This is a genomic window from Flexithrix dorotheae DSM 6795 (genome assembly GCF_000379765.1).
GTDB lineage: Bacteria > Bacteroidota > Bacteroidia > Cytophagales > Flammeovirgaceae > Flexithrix > Flexithrix dorotheae.
Genome location: NZ_KB903445.1, coordinates 42,242 through 58,634 on the forward strand (window position 1 = coordinate 42,242; position 16,393 = coordinate 58,634).

The following is a 16,393-nucleotide window of genomic DNA, read 5'->3' on the forward strand; positions in this document are numbered from 1 at the left end:
TTAAAAAATATTATGGTTGGGGTTGTGTTGATTTATAATTATACTCATAAGCCTGGATGATATTCCCTTCATAGTCTTTGATGTATTTTAGTCTTCCGAAATCATCATATTCATACTCAGTTTTTAATCCATTAGGATCAAAACTTGCTAACATTCCATACAAGGGTTTAAAGGCATATCCTGTAACCATAGTATTCGGTATGGTTATTAGTTTATCATGGATGGCTTTGATTTGAAGTAATGTCGGAGAAGCTTCCAAAATCGAAATATCTTGGGTGGTAAGCTTACTTAACACGGCAGAACTTGTAGCATTTTCAATTTTAAAAACAGGTAAAGTATTATTATATCCCCATAAAAAAGCAACAGGATTACCGAAATCTCTTTTCATTTCTATTATATTTGCATTTTCATCATAGGTATATTCCACTTGAATATTCTCTATTTGGGATGGTGGACTGACATTCAGATTGGGAAAGGAAGAAACCTCTGTAGGTACAATTGGTCCTTCTATTTCATCTGTAGTACTTCCAAGGTCAAATGGTGCTGAATAAGTTGTTTCCGTTTTCGAAAGGTCAATGTCGCCCACTTTAATAGTTTTGCGCAAAACCTGATTATGCATAAATTTTTCATTTAATATATCACTGCCAAATTTGGGAGTATCAGTAAAATCCTTAGCATATTCATTAAGCGTTGTTATTTCTTTTCCTTGACTATCAGTTGAAACGATTTTACTTAACTGGGCATGTTCAGGATTATCATAATAAAATCTCTCGACTGTGGTAATAGGATTTTCTCCATTTAAATCGTATTCTTTTATGGTTCTGGATTCTATATATTGCCATTTCGAAATGATATTATATCTTTCTATGTTGAAAAAATCTTTTATATCAAAATCATTAGTCAAAGGTTCAAGAGCAGAGTTTCGTTGAATAGCTACATATGAATCATAGACACCATTTCTTGTATCCTCTTTGGGATTATTTTCTATTGATTTAACTAATTGTGAATTATGATTAAAATATTTCACACTTTTCTCAAAACCATTATTCCATTCATAATTTGTGTAAAGGGTCGGATAAATAGGAAATTCACCATAAAGCTGAACAGGATCATAACCTCCAAAGTAGATTTCAAATTCGTGTTCTTCTCTTCCGTACTGATTATTTTCATCATATAAAACTGCTACTTTCCTATATCCAAAGTTTTGCATTTGTTCTGGAGAAAATATAGGTGATGATTTAAGCCAGTAAATCGAATACATATTTTCTTGAAGGTAATGTAAACCTCCTAGTTCTGTAGTTTTCTCACAATGAGAAGTTAAGGCATAACTAACGAAGTATGAAACAAGGTCCGGATTTACAACAGAATAACCTAATGAATAATCGTACTTTCTGATGGATGGTGTGGAACCTACAGCTGCATAGCTACTTTGTTTTAATAATCTTACCCCTCCATAATTTTTGTTATGTGCATTTTTGTGTCCTTCATATTCAAATTCCGTATATCCTCCAGTAGGATATGTTACACTTTTCAACATACCTTTTTGAGCATAGGTAGCATTAGGTTCTCTATCAGCAGAAGTATTGGATTTAGATATACCATTTACATAATCTGGAATTTGGTCAGGAAGCAGGCTGGAATTTGATGCTCCATTGAAAAAACCCCAATGATCCTGTGCATATGAGAGTCGTATCGGTAAACCATTTAGATCGTAATAAGTAAAAGAATAACGATTAACTTCTTGATCTTGATTATCTTTAAAAATTACAGCATCTAAAAACATTCTATAATGTACATTATCTCCCATTTCGTAAGGGTTATTTGTGGTAGCTGTGGCAACACTATTAGAAAATTTAGTAGTATGAGGAAATTGGTGTTTTAATTCAATAGATTTAATTTTATTACCACTATTATCATATACACTTAATCCTTTTATCCTCAATTCAGCTATATCAAGTCGATTATCTTCCGTTTCAAATACTATTTTACCATATCCCGGAGCTTCTATATAGTCCAAAATGGTTGCTAAAACTGTAGATTTATTGGCAATAGCGATATTACTTACCCCAAGGTCATAACTACAATCATTATTTTGATGTGGCACTACCACCGATCTATTATCAGAAATACTTGTTTTATAGGTATATGATCCACTTGCCTTATAATTAAAATTAATTTCATCTCCTGAGGGATGAATTATTTTACTAAGGTTAAATGCTGAATTAGAAGAGGATCCTTCCCAACCTGAAGCTCCTGCTATCCTTGTATTTTCACTAGCTATAAATTCATATCGCACTCCATCTGCAGTAGTAATTCCAAAACCCTGAGCTGAAGGAAGTTCGATATCCATTTTTTGATATGGAACTGTAATTACCTGATGGTTATCATTTACATAAAACTGACCACTATAGCCTGCAAAATTAAAGGCATATAAATCCGGTTGGGTATCATCTTGATAATACCAGTTATATAAATAATTTTGTAAATCATCACGTTCCTCTACTGTCAATTGGCTTAAAGGTTTATCAGGATCTACTGGATATTCATTCCCATTTCTTACATTTACACTTCCTTTATCATCAGGATGTCCACGAGTTATTCTCGTAATCACACCTCCAGCCAATAAAGACCAATCAAAACCCACATTTGAGGAAACTTTATTAACAGTTAGCCCATTAGATTTATAGCTTAAAGAAATGGGTAGGCTGAGATTTTTAGTTTTTAGTTCATAAAGAGGAACATTTACCTGTAAAGTCCCCGTAAATAAGCCAACTGGAGTATGGCCATAACTACCCAGTTGGGCTGCACTGGGGGAAGGAGCATAGGTAAGGGGATCATAATTTTGTCCAAAAATTTGAATAAAAATTCCTAATGAAAAAAGAATGGTTAATAGATACTTTAAATTCATGGTAATATGTTTTATTTATATCCCCAGCCCAACTCTAATGACCCAGGGTTCGTTTCTTAAAGATTCTCCACTTTTCCAGGTCACATCTCTTAGTGCTGAGACCAGAAAGGAAGCATTATTTCCAATGGGGAAGTTTAAACCTCCTCCAATCAACAAAGCTGCATGCCAATCTCTTGGCTTTGAAGGGTTTGTTTGTCCCCTTAAATATTCGTATTCTATTTGAGCGAATGGAAGCCCCGTTTTAGGTTTTGCTCTGGCATAAAATCGACCGCCATAAATAGTGGACGATTCCTTTGTTTTCGTATTTTTTTCATACTTTAAAGTAGGCCCCAAACCAGCAGTCCAGATTTCTTTAAATTCATATCCAAACAATGGCGAAAAATCCAAATAGCTTTGTTCTCCTAAAGAAAACCCCACATTCCCTTCTGTTTTGATATGGTCATTTAGAGAAAATTCTTTCTGTTTAGGTACAGGAGGTTCTTTAGGTATTCCCGTTGGTTCTCCCTTTCCCAGTGGTGTTGAAAAACTTGTTCGAATAACCCAGGGATTGTTAAATACCGGAGTAATACCTTTATAAGTCATATTCCTAAGCACAGTAGCTCCGAAAGACAAATGTTCATTAAGCTTGAGCGTATATCCAGCTCCCAGTAATAAAGCATGTTCCCACTTACTATTTATTAAGGCATCAGTGCTAAAACTATCCAATTTGGCATTGATCCCCTGGTACTCCAATTGTAAATAAGGCAGCTTTTTTTTAGGGTTATATCGTACAAATAATTTCCCTCCATATTGTTCATTATTTCTATGATCCAGGTCAAGGCTATCTTGTTCAAACCTGTATATAAAACCAACACCCACACTCAAAGTGGAATCTAAAGGAATTTTAAATACTGGGGATAAATCCACCTTTCTGGGATTTCCAGGGGATATACTCATCTCCCCTTCAATATTCAATTTCCTCATCCAATCCTTCACTACATTATTCAAATCTGACCATGAAGGAAGTGCCTGACCTGGTTTTGCACTAAATAGTTTTGTGGAATACCCAAACCTAAAATCCCATGGAGAATTATTCACTGGATTAACTCCTTCCCAAGTCAAATCTCGTAAGATAGTAATTTGAAAATTACCCACTTTTTTCAAGTTCAATTTATACCCTAGTCCTAGTTTTAAGGCCGATTGAAACTTCCGTTCATCTATGGCCCAGTTTACACTATCTCCCAAAGCACTAATCCCTTCATACTCAAGCTGGATATAAGGTGATTTTTCATTAATCTGATACCGGGTATATAGCCTAAGACCGTAATTAAAATTGGAGCGGTTTAATAAAGTATCCTCCTTGTATTGAAAACTGGGACCAAAACCCACTGAAAAATTGGAGTCCAGCTCATAATTGAACAATGGAGAAATATCAAGATGCTTAGGGTCTTTTATTGAACCACTAATATTTCCTTCGAAGTTTAGTTTTCCAAGGAAGTCTAGTTGTTCCAATTGAGCCTCAGTTGGTTTTTTCTTTAAAACATAAACTGGAGTATAAGTTTGTTCCTTATCTTTTTCTCTCTCCTCCTGAGCTAAACTTTTTTGCTTATTTTTTGCTTTTATCAAAGGTGAAACCAGTCCTAATCGAAACATCCAATTTCCTCCATTTTCCAAACCATCATAGCTTAATCTATTGGAAACAACGAATTGTATCTTGGTATTTTTCTTTAAACCAACCTGATATCCTAACCCCACCCAACTTGCATTAGACCATAGGCCATTACCATTATCCTCTCCTTTTTCATTCAATCCTGAGTATTCCAATTGTAAGAATGGCCATTTGGTTTTAGGATGAATTTGTCCGTTCATCCTGAAACCCATGGAAAAGTCCTCTCCAGAAGTATTATATTGGAAGTCAGGAGCCGCTCCAACTGATAAATGTTTGCTAATATTCACCCCAACAAATGGACTAAACCCCAGAGAATGGATATTTTCTGGTTGGTAATTAAATGAAGGGGAAAAATATATTTTGCTAAACATTTTATGTCCAGATAAGCCTGAAAAACCTTTTTTATCAAGATTTCCAATATCATTTTGAGCTTGTTGAGCTGCCTGCTTTTTAAAACCATTCATAGATTCAAATGGATTTTGGGCATAAGTTTCCAGGGATAAGCATAGCAACAAAAAACTCATCGATAATAATATTGGAAATCGTTTATGGAGGACTTGCCTTTTCAACAATTTACTTTAATAGCGCCTATTTTTTTGATTTCAATTCTTGATTCTCTCTTTCTAGTTGCTCTACTTTTTTGATTAAAGTATTTACCTTTTTATCCTGCTCAATCATATAAAGAGTAAGCTCCTCTATTTTTTGAAGTAGTTTAGCATCCATTGCCCCAAGGTCAATACCCTCCTCTTCCACTTCAGTAGCTGAAGGAATTTCTGGTAAGTGTTTATTTTCTTTTACAAAAGTTTCTACCTCTTGAAGACTTCTTAATTTATAATCTTCCTCAAAAACAAAATCAGCCCAATTACTTGATACATCTACTTTCACTTTCTCAGTTCTGATGCCGTCTTTTACATAGAGTTTGTAATTGCCATTAGAAGTATCTTCAGTTCCTATTCCTACTTTTCCCCAGGGGATAACTACTTTTCCTTTTCCTGCTGTACTAGCATCATCATACATAGGATGTCCTAAAATTAATTTTTTATCATAACCGGAATTAATTTGTAAATCCTGCCCTGCCATTTCTATTCTGCCTTGTAAATCATCTCTTTGCATTATTTTAAGCCCCCATCCTGTTTGTGGCTCATTTACATTTCTTATTCCTAAGCCATCAGATCCATTTGAGATTATCTCTAATTTTTCTCCAGGACTATCAGTACCAATTCCTACTTTTCCCCAGGGAATAACTACTATTCCTTTACCTAAGGAATTAGAATTATCATACTCAGAATGACCTAGAATTAATTTTTTATCATAGCCAGAATTAATTTGTAAATCCTGCCCTGCCATTTCAATTCTACCTTGAAGATCATCCCTTTGACGTATTTTAAGTCCCCATCCTGTTTGTGGCTCATTTACATTTCTTATTCCTAAACCTTCACTTCCACTTGATATTACCTCTAATTTTTCGCTAGGGCTATCAGTACCAATTCCTACTTTCCCAGTTCCATCAAACATCATCTCAACCCGATTTCCATCTGTTCTGTTTCTTATGTACAATCCCTTTGTTCCTCCTACAAATAATTCATAGGTATCATGAGAATCACGTGAAAAACTTAATCCTTCAGCATTAGACTGCTTTAATTCTAACAATGAAATAGGGGTTATTGTACCAATTCCTATCCTTCCTGAAGGCCTTACTAAAAATGATATTTTATCAACAACCCCATTAAAATCAGAATCAGTTCTGATTGCAAATGCATCACTTGCATCATTCGCTCTAATATCAAATAATAAATGCCCTTTATACCTATTAGTAATCTGAGCACCAACAGTACTAATACCTGGATTCAATGACCCTACATTAATTTCACCTTTTATATCCATAGGTGAATTAATATCACTACTATATAATCTTAAATGATTATTGCTAAGTAATTGGGCATTACTAAATTGTGAAAATAATAGTATTATTGAACCCAACAATATAATTGTTTTATGCTTTTTAAGAAGATGTTTCATCATTACAATTTAAAGGTAATTAACTGATTAAAATATTTTTTATAGTATCATATACTTAGTGGAGACGCTTTGTTATTTTATAACTATTTTAATAAAAATTTGTAACTTATTGATAGTCAACATTTTTTTTATTGAAAACAACTTAATTAAAAACCGATATTATTGTATTAAATAATTGAGGGAAACTATTTTAGTTTTTCGATTAACATTTCTATCAACTTCTGCTGATTTTTAATAGTTTTATCCTGCTCAATCATATAAAGGGTTAACTCCTCTATTTTTTGAAGCAGTTTATTATTCATTTGAGCAACATCTAAATCATTTTGTCTAAATTCATCAGCTGATGGAATATCTGGTAAGTGCTTATGAGTTTTTATAAAAGCCTCTACTTCTGAGAGAGGTCTTAAATTATAATTTTCTTCAAATACCCAATCAGCCGCATCGTTCAATGATATCTTAACTTTTTCAGCCCAAATTGTTCCTTTTACTGATAATTTATTTTGTGGATTATCTGTACCAATTCCTACTTTTCCTTCAAAAAAGGCACTGGCCGTACGAGTATTAAATATAATACCTGCTTTATCATTAAAAGTCGATTTAAATCCTATTCCTTTCCATGATTCTATTCCTATATTATATCTATCAAACTCAGCACCATCAGCCGTACCTGAAACAAAGGACCCTCCAAGGTATACATTGTTTGATGTTCCCGCACCATTCTGACCATATCCATGCACGGCTATTGAAGCTACTTTATTATCTCCCTCGGGAGCTTCTATTTTGAGTTTTCCCTGGTTTGTAAGCGTCATCCGTTTTTCTTGTCCTGAATAAAAGGCCAAATGCGAAGCAGCATCATCCCAATGGATTCTACCCTGCCATTTATCTGTTGGATTACCAAATAATATCCCTGCTTGCTTGGAATCATCACTCCATATTTCTACCCAACCATTTCCATGGCTGTTAGAACCTCTGAAACTTGCAATTCTGGTAGCATCAAAATCATCTCCTACTCCTCCTTGCACTACTTTAAGCTGACCATTATTGATATGAAGTTTTGAATTAGGAGTTGATGTACCTATTCCCAAATCTCCATTTTCATTAAAAACCATAGAATTAAAATAACCTTGAGGGTCTGATTCATTTCTTGTGCTAAAATTTATATACCCCCCTCCATTTATTATTTCTCCATTAATTTGCGCAAATCTTTTATCAGTGTTACTTATATTGTCTGATAACCATTGAAGTGACCCTCCAATATTATGGCTATGTGAAGTTTTTACAAAACTCAAAGATGGAATTCCATAGTTACTTGTATTACCAAATATTTGAAATGATCTATTATTATGGCTACTATATCCTGAATAAGGTTCTAGTATATTTCCATTATTTCCAATCACTGTACTATTATTTGAATAATAAATTTCACTAGTTCCTATCGGAGTTTGGGAATAAGTAATATATGTGATGGTAAAAAATAGAAAAAATAGAAAAATTTTTAATTTCATATAGTTCATCAAATTTTAATTATTTAGGGTAATTAACTGGGTATATATCTTTTAATAGTATTATATACTTAGTGGAAATACCTTGTTATTTTATAACTTATTTTTATAATTATTTCAATAAAAATTTGCAACTTATTGACAATCAATAATTTTATTTATTGAAAACAACTTAATTATGAACCGCTATTTTATATTTTCTGATAAACTACTAGCTTTTATGTGACAGTAAATCACTTATTTCATTCCTGTACTATTAAATGTGGTTAATCTTGGAATAATTGAGCTTTTTATTTTTCAGTATGCAAATAATTCAATGCTTTGTTGTGAGTCTCTGATCTATGAAGTTGCATCTTTAGAATCTAGTTAAGACCACCTTATGCTGCATGAAAACACTATAATTAACTGAAAATAAATAATTTATGATTATGTGTTTCATGCTCTGCGTGATACCATCTTGCTTACAATTTCCCCTCCCCTACTTCCGCTTCCTAATTGTAACCAACTTTTCAGTGGTGGGCTTACTTAGCACTGAAAAATTCAAAACAAAAAAGCGGTTAAAAACGACTAAGCAGAAAAATTGCGAAAAAAATTTAGCTACTTCTATCGCTGAAGCTTTTATTTGATTATTTCATAGATGGTATTATTCTTATCGCCCTTCTTTATAAATAATCCTTGTTCCACTCCCTTTTTTAAATCTCTACTTGCTGTGGCTGAAGAGATATCTTTAAAGGTATTCATGTAATCCTTTCTGGAAAATTTTAATTGGTTGAGTGATATAAAATAATCTAGTCGATCCTTATCTGTGAGAGTCCTGTTGTTATATTTCAACAATTCAGTTAGTGCATTTTCAATCACTCCCAACATGTAAATAATAAATAAAGTTGAATTGCCCGCTTTATCACAGTGGGAAAGTACTGTATAATATTCTTCCTGGGTTTTACTAATCATAGTTTCAAAAGGAAGAAACTCAAAAATCGGATATTCATTTAATAAAATTACCGATTGCCATAATCTTCCCATTCGTCCATTTCCATCTAAAAATGGATAGATGAACTCCATTTCGTAATGAAATACACAACTTTTAATTAAAATTAACTCATCTATGTGGTTGAGATAATCAAAGAGGTTCTCCATTAATTGTAATACATTCCAACTTGGAGGTGCCAAATGAGCAATTTTAGAGCCTTGTACAATTCCTACATTATCCGTTCGAAATCTACCTGGTTTTTCTACTAAACCATTCATCAGTTTTTGATGTGCTAAAAGAAAGGAGCTTATTGAATTGGGTTGAAAACTTGTAATGTGGTCATACACATCAATCGCATTCATTACTTCCATAATATCCTTTTTGGGACCTATCACTCTCTTTTTTTCTATTAGTGCTGTTATTTGTTCTTCTGATAGTGTATTCCCTTCAATTTTTAGTGAAGAATGGATGGTTTTTATCTTATTCTGTTTTCTTAATTGAGGAGATGGTCGATTCAAAAAATTGGCTTTAGCCTCCCCTATCTTTTCAGAAATGGAAGATATTTGTTTTAATACTTGAGTGGTTATTTCATAAGGAGGCTTCATGATACTATCATTTGATAGTATCAAAGATATGTTTTTGATTTTAAAAACATAAATAATTATTTAATAATCAAACGTTTTTAAAAAAATTATAACTCTCCTATCTTCATAGAAAACAGAAGAAAGATATATCGAATTCAAAAAGAAATATCCAAAAATTGTCAATAGAATGTAAAAGTCTTAAACTAGTTCATTTTTTTTCATGTGTTCCTATTGGAATTTTGAAGCATGGAAAAAATAATAATCATTACATCATTTTTAACAATTGGTTTTGCAAACTATTTGCAGGCGCAATTTACCCAAATAGACCTGTTTTCTGGTTTTGATAAAACGGATTTTACGCTGTATTCAAGCTATCCAATAAATGAAGAAAATACGCTGAGCATTGCAACCCTCGCATTCTTTCAAAAATTCAATGATAAAGAGAATGAGAATTTTGATGAAGCAGGTGTACAACCCACACTGTTCTGGAATATTAATGAGAATATTGCAATTGGTCCGTCTTTATATTACAACAATATTGCAGGGTATTCGCAACGTTTGTCTGCAAAGTTCACATTAAAAAATTCACGAGTCTTATTTGTAATTATTCCTATCGTTGCCCATGCTCATTCTGAGCAAACGGACGCTGGCTATGCCGAAGGATTTGCACAATTTCAGTTCAACTTACCAATTAATGACAAAGTATTTCTTTGGTTAAATGGGCAGTTTTTAACTGTCTGGGATGAGTTTAAAACCCATTCCAGGAGTTTTCAACAATTACGTACAGGAATATCATTCAAGGGACACCAATTTGGTATCGGTTTAGACTTTGACCAGTATGGACCTAACCCTATAGAAAAATCATCTTTCTGTTTGTATCTGAGTAAAACACCTTCCCTTTTGATGGAAATGCTATTTGATGTTTTGTACTTAATAGTCTGACAAGAATAGTGCTTCCTGACTTGTCAGACTAAGTTTAAAAATTCCACCCTAAGTAAATCTGTGGCTCAAAAAGAAAGTAGTTTCTCCATTTATCATCCAACTCTTTAAACCCATCAGGAGCATTGTTATCAAACATCCAGTACATACAATTAATCTGTGGTTCTATGAAAAAATGTTTTTTCTTACCAAATGCGATATGGTAGCCCAAATGATACGAAGTATAAAGTTTAAAATCATTTCCAATTTTGTTACCGTCTAGATCCATATAGGTTTGATATTGAGGTAGAATCTCAACAGTTGCAAATAGACCTTTCCATAGCATACGCTGGTACGTTATTCCTATTCCTGTTTCTCGCACATGCCCCGGATAGAATTCACTTTCTGTTTCTATCTTATCTAAAAGACCATCCCACCATGTGATTCCCATTGGTTGAAACAATCGCCAGGAGGCAAACTTCAATCCTATAATGTTCTTATTATCTAGGTTGCGTTTTATATGAAGCTCTAAGTGTTGTGTACTAGTTCGATCGTTCCAGGAATCCACGATAAGTCCTTCAGGAACAAAATAAGGTATACTTACTCTGTACTTATGGGCTACTTCAGTTTCTTTTCCCTCTGGTGAGTTAATTTGAGCAAAAGCACTAAGTGTGCAAAAAATTAAAAGAATTGTAAATAGATTTTTCATGGTAATATTATTTTTTTTTGAAAAACCCGATTTCTACAAAGCAACTCCCCTTATCATTTGTTCATCTAGTAAAAGAGAAAGGAATCATCTTCTCATGCTCTGCTTTATCGAATTGATAATTCAAAGATGGAGTGGAAAGGAAGGTGAATCGTCCTAAAATGAAATTTCGGACTTTATAGTGAGATTTGATACCTTTTAGCCAGACTTAAATTTGATTAGACCTCACCCAAGCTTTCGGTGTCATCCCATCGTTTTTTAAAGAAGGCATGGAATAACAGATGTAGATTTAAAGCCACTTTCATAAGCTAGCGCTAAATGGGTAAGGTGGCTATTAGCATGATTTAGGGCAATCTCCTTAGAGTTTTCCAAATGAAAACTATTGATGTATTCATTGAAATTTTGGACAACTCGTATAAATTTTTCAGGGTTAGGTAGTAATAGTTCTATTCGGAAGACGGCTTTTAGTAAATCCTGAAACCTCTGGTACTGGTGTAAAGGTCTAGATGCGATGGAATGTGTAAAATCTGGATTGATGCTCAAACAGATGAGGATACTATACCCTTTTCAACATTAACCTACCAATCTGAACTTTTGCAAATAATAAAAATGAATACTAAAATGGAATATCACCACAAAAAATGCCCCTCCAAACAAAATCACCTCCACCAGAAAAGTCCTCCAACAAGCAAGAAAATAATTGAAATTACACAGGGATTTTTCCGAATCTAATCCCCATTAGGTTTGTTCAACACAAAAAAAAATTCAGTGGGACCCACCTAAATTTGATCCCTTTTTATTAGCAATAAGTTTATTTTACAAAATACATTTCCAATTCCCCTTTTCCCTTTGCAAATATCTTTCCACGAGAAAGGCATGAAAAGTCGTTCTTAACTAATTCAAAGGTGGATGAGGAGATATTGATTTTACCCACTTTACCAGCTGATTCTATCCTGCTGGCTGTATTTATCGTGTCTCCAAAAAGGTCGTATGCAAACTTCTTTTTACCTACCACCCCAGCTACTATAGATCCTGAGTGTATACCAATTCTCATATTCCATTTTATGTCATGGCTTTTATTTCTTTCCTCAAGATAGGACAACATCTTTTTTGCAGCTGTGATACAATTAGCAGCGTGATTGGTAATATCATCTTCAAGGCCGCATGCAGCCATATATGCATCACCAATAGTCTCAATCTTTTCAACACTAGTTTCCTCCATAATTTCATCGAATCGTCCAAAGATGTCATTAAGTTCATTTACTAAAGTGATTGCCGGTATAAATGCCACCAATTCGGTAAATCCTTCAAAGTCAGTGAATAGAATCGTCACATCCTTGTGCCTTTTGGGAATAGTCTTACCACTTTCTTTCAAGTCCCTTATGATGTTTGCAGGTAATATATTGTGTAAAAGATCATCCGATTTTTTCTGTTCTGCCATTAATGATTCTTCTGATTTATCAATCATCAAAGACAAACTCCAAATCAATGCTAAGCATATTAATGCTGTCATGCCCATATTCACAATCTGTGATAAATAGGGATCCATGTCCTCATTGTGAGCATAGAATTCTGATTGAAAGATAACGATAACAATCAAAGTTAAGCAAGCCAATAAACTAAACCCATGGGCCATAGCCCTTGCTTTCCGTGGGAAAGTCATGTATGGCAAGATGATTATCAAAAAACAAACGGTGGTAATCCCTGAGGGATATCCAGACAAATAAAGAAATATGAGAACTGAAATGTATGCTGTGATAGCAAGCCAGACTGATGCAGCTACCCGCCTCCCTTTCTGATTTAGAAACAATACCAGTAAAAACATCAAACCCAGTATTACATTCCATACCGCACTTGTTGTTTCCGAAATGGGTATGGCAATTGACATCCATAACAAGTTAAAAAGAATCCCTAGAATTGCAGCTATATTGGAGACACGCAGGTACCTTTTCTCAGTTACTGAGAATTCCTCGCTTACACCAATATCAGCGATTCTTTGAAAAAGAGATTCCTTTGTGTCATCAAAAGGCATTTAGTTATTCTTATTTTCTTTAGATTTCCGATTACTTTTTAATTTTAGCTAATATTTCGCTTTCTACCACTATTTAGAGTGTTTGATATCCGCATAAAAATTGTGTTGGCTAATCTAATAAATTTTTAATTTTTTTGATGATTTTAACCGCTACATGGGTTATAAATTTCTGTTGTTCTGCTACTATTGTGCCCTAATAGGGCTTTAACATACCTTAAATAAGTGTTTAACAGGATTAATGGGTTATCAAAGTTTTGATAACCTATTTTATAAATATATGTTTCTGGTGTGGATCAACGGTATTCATAAACTCCTGAAATCTAAAGTTAATTAAATATCCATAAACTAAAAGATATTCTAAAGCCTAAACCATGATCGTAATGATGGGGTTTTATTCAATTCAAACTTGAATTGAGAAAAATCTTGCAAAAATTAAAATTGGTGCTGGCAGGCAAGTTCAGAATTGGTTCGATAAAGCTAATACTTTTTTCTTATTAAAAAGATTTATAATAAATTTTTTTTAGATTTGGAAAAACCATTTCATATCCCATTATTAAGTGTTAATATTACACTTAATAAAATTAATAATTCCATTATCACAAGTGATAATTAGATATTGAATTCCTAGTCCGCTTTCAAGTCAAATTTTTTAAAGAAAAACAACATATAAAAATTAAATCTTAGAGGGATACTGTGTTCAGTCACTTACTGAATCATTTCTTCTGGTTGATACAGCATAATTAATATTTTTGAAAATTTTAAAGAGCTTGTAGTGGATGAAGAACAAGGGGTGGGATTGATAAAAGAAACTAGACATGAACTAAACAATAAGTTGAATTTTTTGGGTATTCACCAAAAAAAACATAGTGAGTCGCTAACTTCATCTGTAAATATTTTGAGAAGTGGATATTTTGAAGGGGAACAAATCACTTCTCAAGTACTATACAGTTCTGTCTGGACAGTTACTGCTTTCTATTCAGTTTCTGAAAAAAACGATCTAAGGCAATTAATGCCTGATTATATGCTCAAATGGATTTGCAAAAAGCTGACTTTTCGTAAACCTGAGTTTTATTACAATACCTGTGGGATGAAGCGTAATCTGAGTGCCAAGGAGAAGCATATCCGTGAAGTATTAACCCTTTTTATGGGATAGATTTTAAATTTATTACAGGATGCCTGGAGAAAATAAAAAACTACTTAAAGGAATAAATCAGGGGGAAGAATGGGTATTCAACTATATCTTCGATCATTATTATGCGATGTTGTGTGTATTTGCTAATAAAATTGTCGGAGATTTTGACACGGCTGAAGATATTGTACAAGGCCTAATTTTAAAACTTTGGGAAGAAAGAGATTCAATACAAATTAAATCCTCTTTAAAAGCTTATCTATTTCAGGCGGTTAAAAATAAATGCTATAATCATGTAAAGCAATTCCAGGTGAGAAACGAAATTAATCAAAAGTTAATTGAAGAGATTAACCAAAATGTTGAAAATGCTTTTGCCATTGAAGAATTATCCCAAAAAATATATCTGGCAATAGCATCTTTGCCTCCACAGTGTAGAAAGATATTTAAACTTAGTCGGTTTAGTGGCTTAAAACATCAGGAAATTGCAGACCAATATCAGATATCTGTCAAAACTGTAAAGGCTCAAATCAGCAAAGCACTACAAATATTAAGAGAACAATTAAAAGATTATATAGCACTTTTAGTATTGATTATCAATGTTATATAATCAAATTTCATTTATTCTCAATGCTTAAATAGGTCCTTTTCCTATTTCACCTGTCACATTAATGAAATAACCTATAAAATAGGTGTATAATGTCCAAAATGCATTTTAAAGTTTTGAATAATAATGGAAGGCGAAAAACCCAACTCTGATCTTATTGATTGGAATATACTAGTTTCGGTAATTACCCACCAGGCAACTGATGGGGAAATAGAAGCATGGAGGAAATGGATTAATGAAAGTCAGGAAAATCAAAAAATTTATAATGAGTTAAAGCAGGTTTGGAATATTTCCATTAAGGCTAAAGACTATGAATTATTAGATGTTGAGAAAGCAAAACAAAATGTAAAGGAGCAATTAATATCAAAGGGAGAGTTTTTTAAATCGGCAAAAAAAGAGAAACCAAAAGGAGGAGTTTATTACCTGAATAAGAAATCGAAGATGATATTGAAATTGGCTGCGAGCCTGCTTCTTCTCATTTGTGTAACTTATTTTATCAACAAAAATAATGCTGACGAAGGTAAACTCGAAGTCTATAAAGGTGGGGAATACATAGAAAGAACTACTCAAAGAGGTGAGAAACTTACGATTCGACTCATGGATGGTTCCTCTGTAAAATTAAATGTGGAAAGTAAAATTATTTTTCCAAAGCATTTCTCAGATAGCAGTAGAGAAATTTTTCTGGAAGGGGAAGCTTTTTTTGAGGTAGTAAAAGATAGGAATAGACCCTTTATAGTTTCTACTCCATATCTTAATACAAGAGTTTTGGGGACGTCATTTAATGTAAATACAAAACAAGGAAATAACAATGTACAGGTGGCATTGGTTAGCGGTAAGGTAGAGGTTACACCAAAGCATCCAAATAAAGGAAATAAGCCGATAGTTTTAAAGCCAGATGAAATGGTAGAATTCAACAAAGAACAGGAGCAGTTTTTAAAATCTAAATTTGATTATACGGCTATTATTGGGTGGAAAGATGATATCTTAACCTTTAATAATGCAGACTTTGAGACTATCAAAACCAAGATTGAGAAGTGGTATGGGGTGACGATTATTATGAAATATAATGGGAAAATGGAAAAAGGTTTTACAGCATCATATAAAAACAAATCCCTGGAAACAGTTCTACAAGGGGTCTGTTTTTCATTTGGATTTCAATATGAGTACAAGGAAAATATTGTAATTATTTATTAATCATAATCATAGCCTATGAGAATAGTATAAACGGAAAACGGTCCTTTAATTAAGGAAAAAAGCCAGAAGGATAAAACCTCTGGCCTTCAAATTACTTCTCTATTTAAGATTGCAAAGAGGTCATTGCGGGACGTCCTTTGCAAAAAAATATAGCAGAAGAATAATAGCATTTTGATAAA

General features: G+C 33.2%; 11 protein-coding genes. 4 read left to right on the forward strand and 7 right to left on the reverse strand.

Annotated elements, in window-relative coordinates:
* Window positions 1–10 precede the first annotated feature (10 nt).
* The 5 genes from A3EM_RS0118710 to A3EM_RS0118730 all read right to left on the reverse strand — a co-directional run bounded on the left by A3EM_RS0118710 (window position 11) and on the right by A3EM_RS0118730 (window position 9,652).
* Window positions 11–2,908 (reverse strand): hypothetical protein, encoded by a 2,898-nt coding sequence (locus A3EM_RS0118710; protein ID WP_020529774.1) that lies wholly within the window; start codon window positions 2,906–2,908, stop codon window positions 11–13.
* A gap of 15 nt (window positions 2,909–2,923) precedes the next feature.
* Complete coding sequence (locus A3EM_RS0118715; protein WP_020529775.1) at window positions 2,924–5,080, reverse strand: hypothetical protein; 2,157 nt, start codon at window positions 5,078–5,080, stop codon at window positions 2,924–2,926.
* Between the two features lie 64 nt (window positions 5,081–5,144).
* Window positions 5,145–6,578 (reverse strand): hypothetical protein, encoded by a 1,434-nt coding sequence (locus A3EM_RS45985; RefSeq protein WP_157637965.1) that lies wholly within the window; start codon window positions 6,576–6,578, stop codon window positions 5,145–5,147.
* A 182-nt stretch (window positions 6,579–6,760) separates the two neighbouring features.
* Window positions 6,761–8,080, reverse strand: a complete 1,320-nt coding sequence (locus A3EM_RS45990; RefSeq protein ID WP_020529777.1) for a tail fiber protein — start codon at window positions 8,078–8,080, stop codon at window positions 6,761–6,763.
* A gap of 615 nt (window positions 8,081–8,695) precedes the next feature.
* Complete coding sequence (locus tag A3EM_RS0118730) at window positions 8,696–9,652, reverse strand: Fic family protein (RefSeq protein ID WP_020529778.1); 957 nt, start codon at window positions 9,650–9,652, stop codon at window positions 8,696–8,698.
* A 225-nt stretch (window positions 9,653–9,877) separates the two neighbouring features.
* On the opposite strand from A3EM_RS0118730, the gene A3EM_RS0118735 reads away from it, so the two are divergent.
* Window positions 9,878–10,573, forward strand: a complete 696-nt coding sequence (locus A3EM_RS0118735; protein WP_020529779.1) for a hypothetical protein — start codon at window positions 9,878–9,880, stop codon at window positions 10,571–10,573.
* 34 nt (window positions 10,574–10,607) lie between these two features.
* On the opposite strand, the gene A3EM_RS0118740 is transcribed toward A3EM_RS0118735, so the two are convergent.
* Window positions 10,608–11,258 (reverse strand): hypothetical protein, encoded by a 651-nt coding sequence (locus A3EM_RS0118740; RefSeq protein ID WP_020529780.1) that lies wholly within the window; start codon window positions 11,256–11,258, stop codon window positions 10,608–10,610.
* A gap of 808 nt (window positions 11,259–12,066) precedes the next feature.
* Entirely contained in the window at window positions 12,067–13,287 is a 1,221-nt protein-coding gene (locus tag A3EM_RS0118755; protein WP_020529782.1) for an adenylate/guanylate cyclase domain-containing protein, read from the reverse strand.
* A 772-nt stretch (window positions 13,288–14,059) separates the two neighbouring features.
* On the opposite strand from A3EM_RS0118755, the gene A3EM_RS0118760 reads away from it, so the two are divergent.
* The 3 genes from A3EM_RS0118760 to A3EM_RS42910 all read left to right on the forward strand — a co-directional run bounded on the left by A3EM_RS0118760 (window position 14,060) and on the right by A3EM_RS42910 (window position 16,214).
* Window positions 14,060–14,440 carry a hypothetical protein gene (locus tag A3EM_RS0118760; RefSeq protein WP_020529783.1) on the forward strand — a complete coding sequence of 127 codons (381 nt, stop codon included), beginning with the start codon at window positions 14,060–14,062 and terminating at the stop codon, window positions 14,438–14,440.
* A gap of 19 nt (window positions 14,441–14,459) precedes the next feature.
* On the forward strand, window positions 14,460–15,023 hold the full coding sequence (locus A3EM_RS0118765; protein ID WP_020529784.1) for an RNA polymerase sigma-70 factor: 564 nt from the start codon (window positions 14,460–14,462) through the stop codon (window positions 15,021–15,023).
* 123 nt (window positions 15,024–15,146) lie between these two features.
* Window positions 15,147–16,214 (forward strand): FecR family protein, encoded by a 1,068-nt coding sequence (locus A3EM_RS42910; protein ID WP_020529785.1) that lies wholly within the window; start codon window positions 15,147–15,149, stop codon window positions 16,212–16,214.
* Window positions 16,215–16,393 lie beyond the last annotated feature (179 nt).

What these genes read in the sequence shown, in the direction of transcription:
- A3EM_RS0118710 (WP_020529774.1), bottom strand. Translation starts at nt 2,908, where the DNA reads ATGAATTTAAAGTATCTATTAACCATTCTTTTTTCATTAGGAATTTTT.
- A3EM_RS0118715 (WP_020529775.1), bottom strand. Translation starts at nt 5,080, where the DNA reads ATGAGTTTTTTGTTGCTATGCTTATCCCTGGAAACTTATGCCCAAAAT.
- A3EM_RS45985 (WP_157637965.1), bottom strand. Translation starts at nt 6,578, where the DNA reads ATGATGAAACATCTTCTTAAAAAGCATAAAACAATTATATTGTTGGGT.
- A3EM_RS45990 (WP_020529777.1), bottom strand. Translation starts at nt 8,080, where the DNA reads ATGAAATTAAAAATTTTTCTATTTTTTCTATTTTTTACCATCACATAT.
- A3EM_RS0118730 (WP_020529778.1), bottom strand. Translation starts at nt 9,652, where the DNA reads ATGAAGCCTCCTTATGAAATAACCACTCAAGTATTAAAACAAATATCT.
- A3EM_RS0118735 (WP_020529779.1), top strand. Translation starts at nt 9,878, where the DNA reads ATGGAAAAAATAATAATCATTACATCATTTTTAACAATTGGTTTTGCA.
- A3EM_RS0118740 (WP_020529780.1), bottom strand. Translation starts at nt 11,258, where the DNA reads ATGAAAAATCTATTTACAATTCTTTTAATTTTTTGCACACTTAGTGCT.
- A3EM_RS0118755 (WP_020529782.1), bottom strand. Translation starts at nt 13,287, where the DNA reads ATGCCTTTTGATGACACAAAGGAATCTCTTTTTCAAAGAATCGCTGAT.
- A3EM_RS0118765 (WP_020529784.1), top strand. Translation starts at nt 14,460, where the DNA reads ATGCCTGGAGAAAATAAAAAACTACTTAAAGGAATAAATCAGGGGGAA.
- A3EM_RS42910 (WP_020529785.1), top strand. Translation starts at nt 15,147, where the DNA reads ATGGAAGGCGAAAAACCCAACTCTGATCTTATTGATTGGAATATACTA.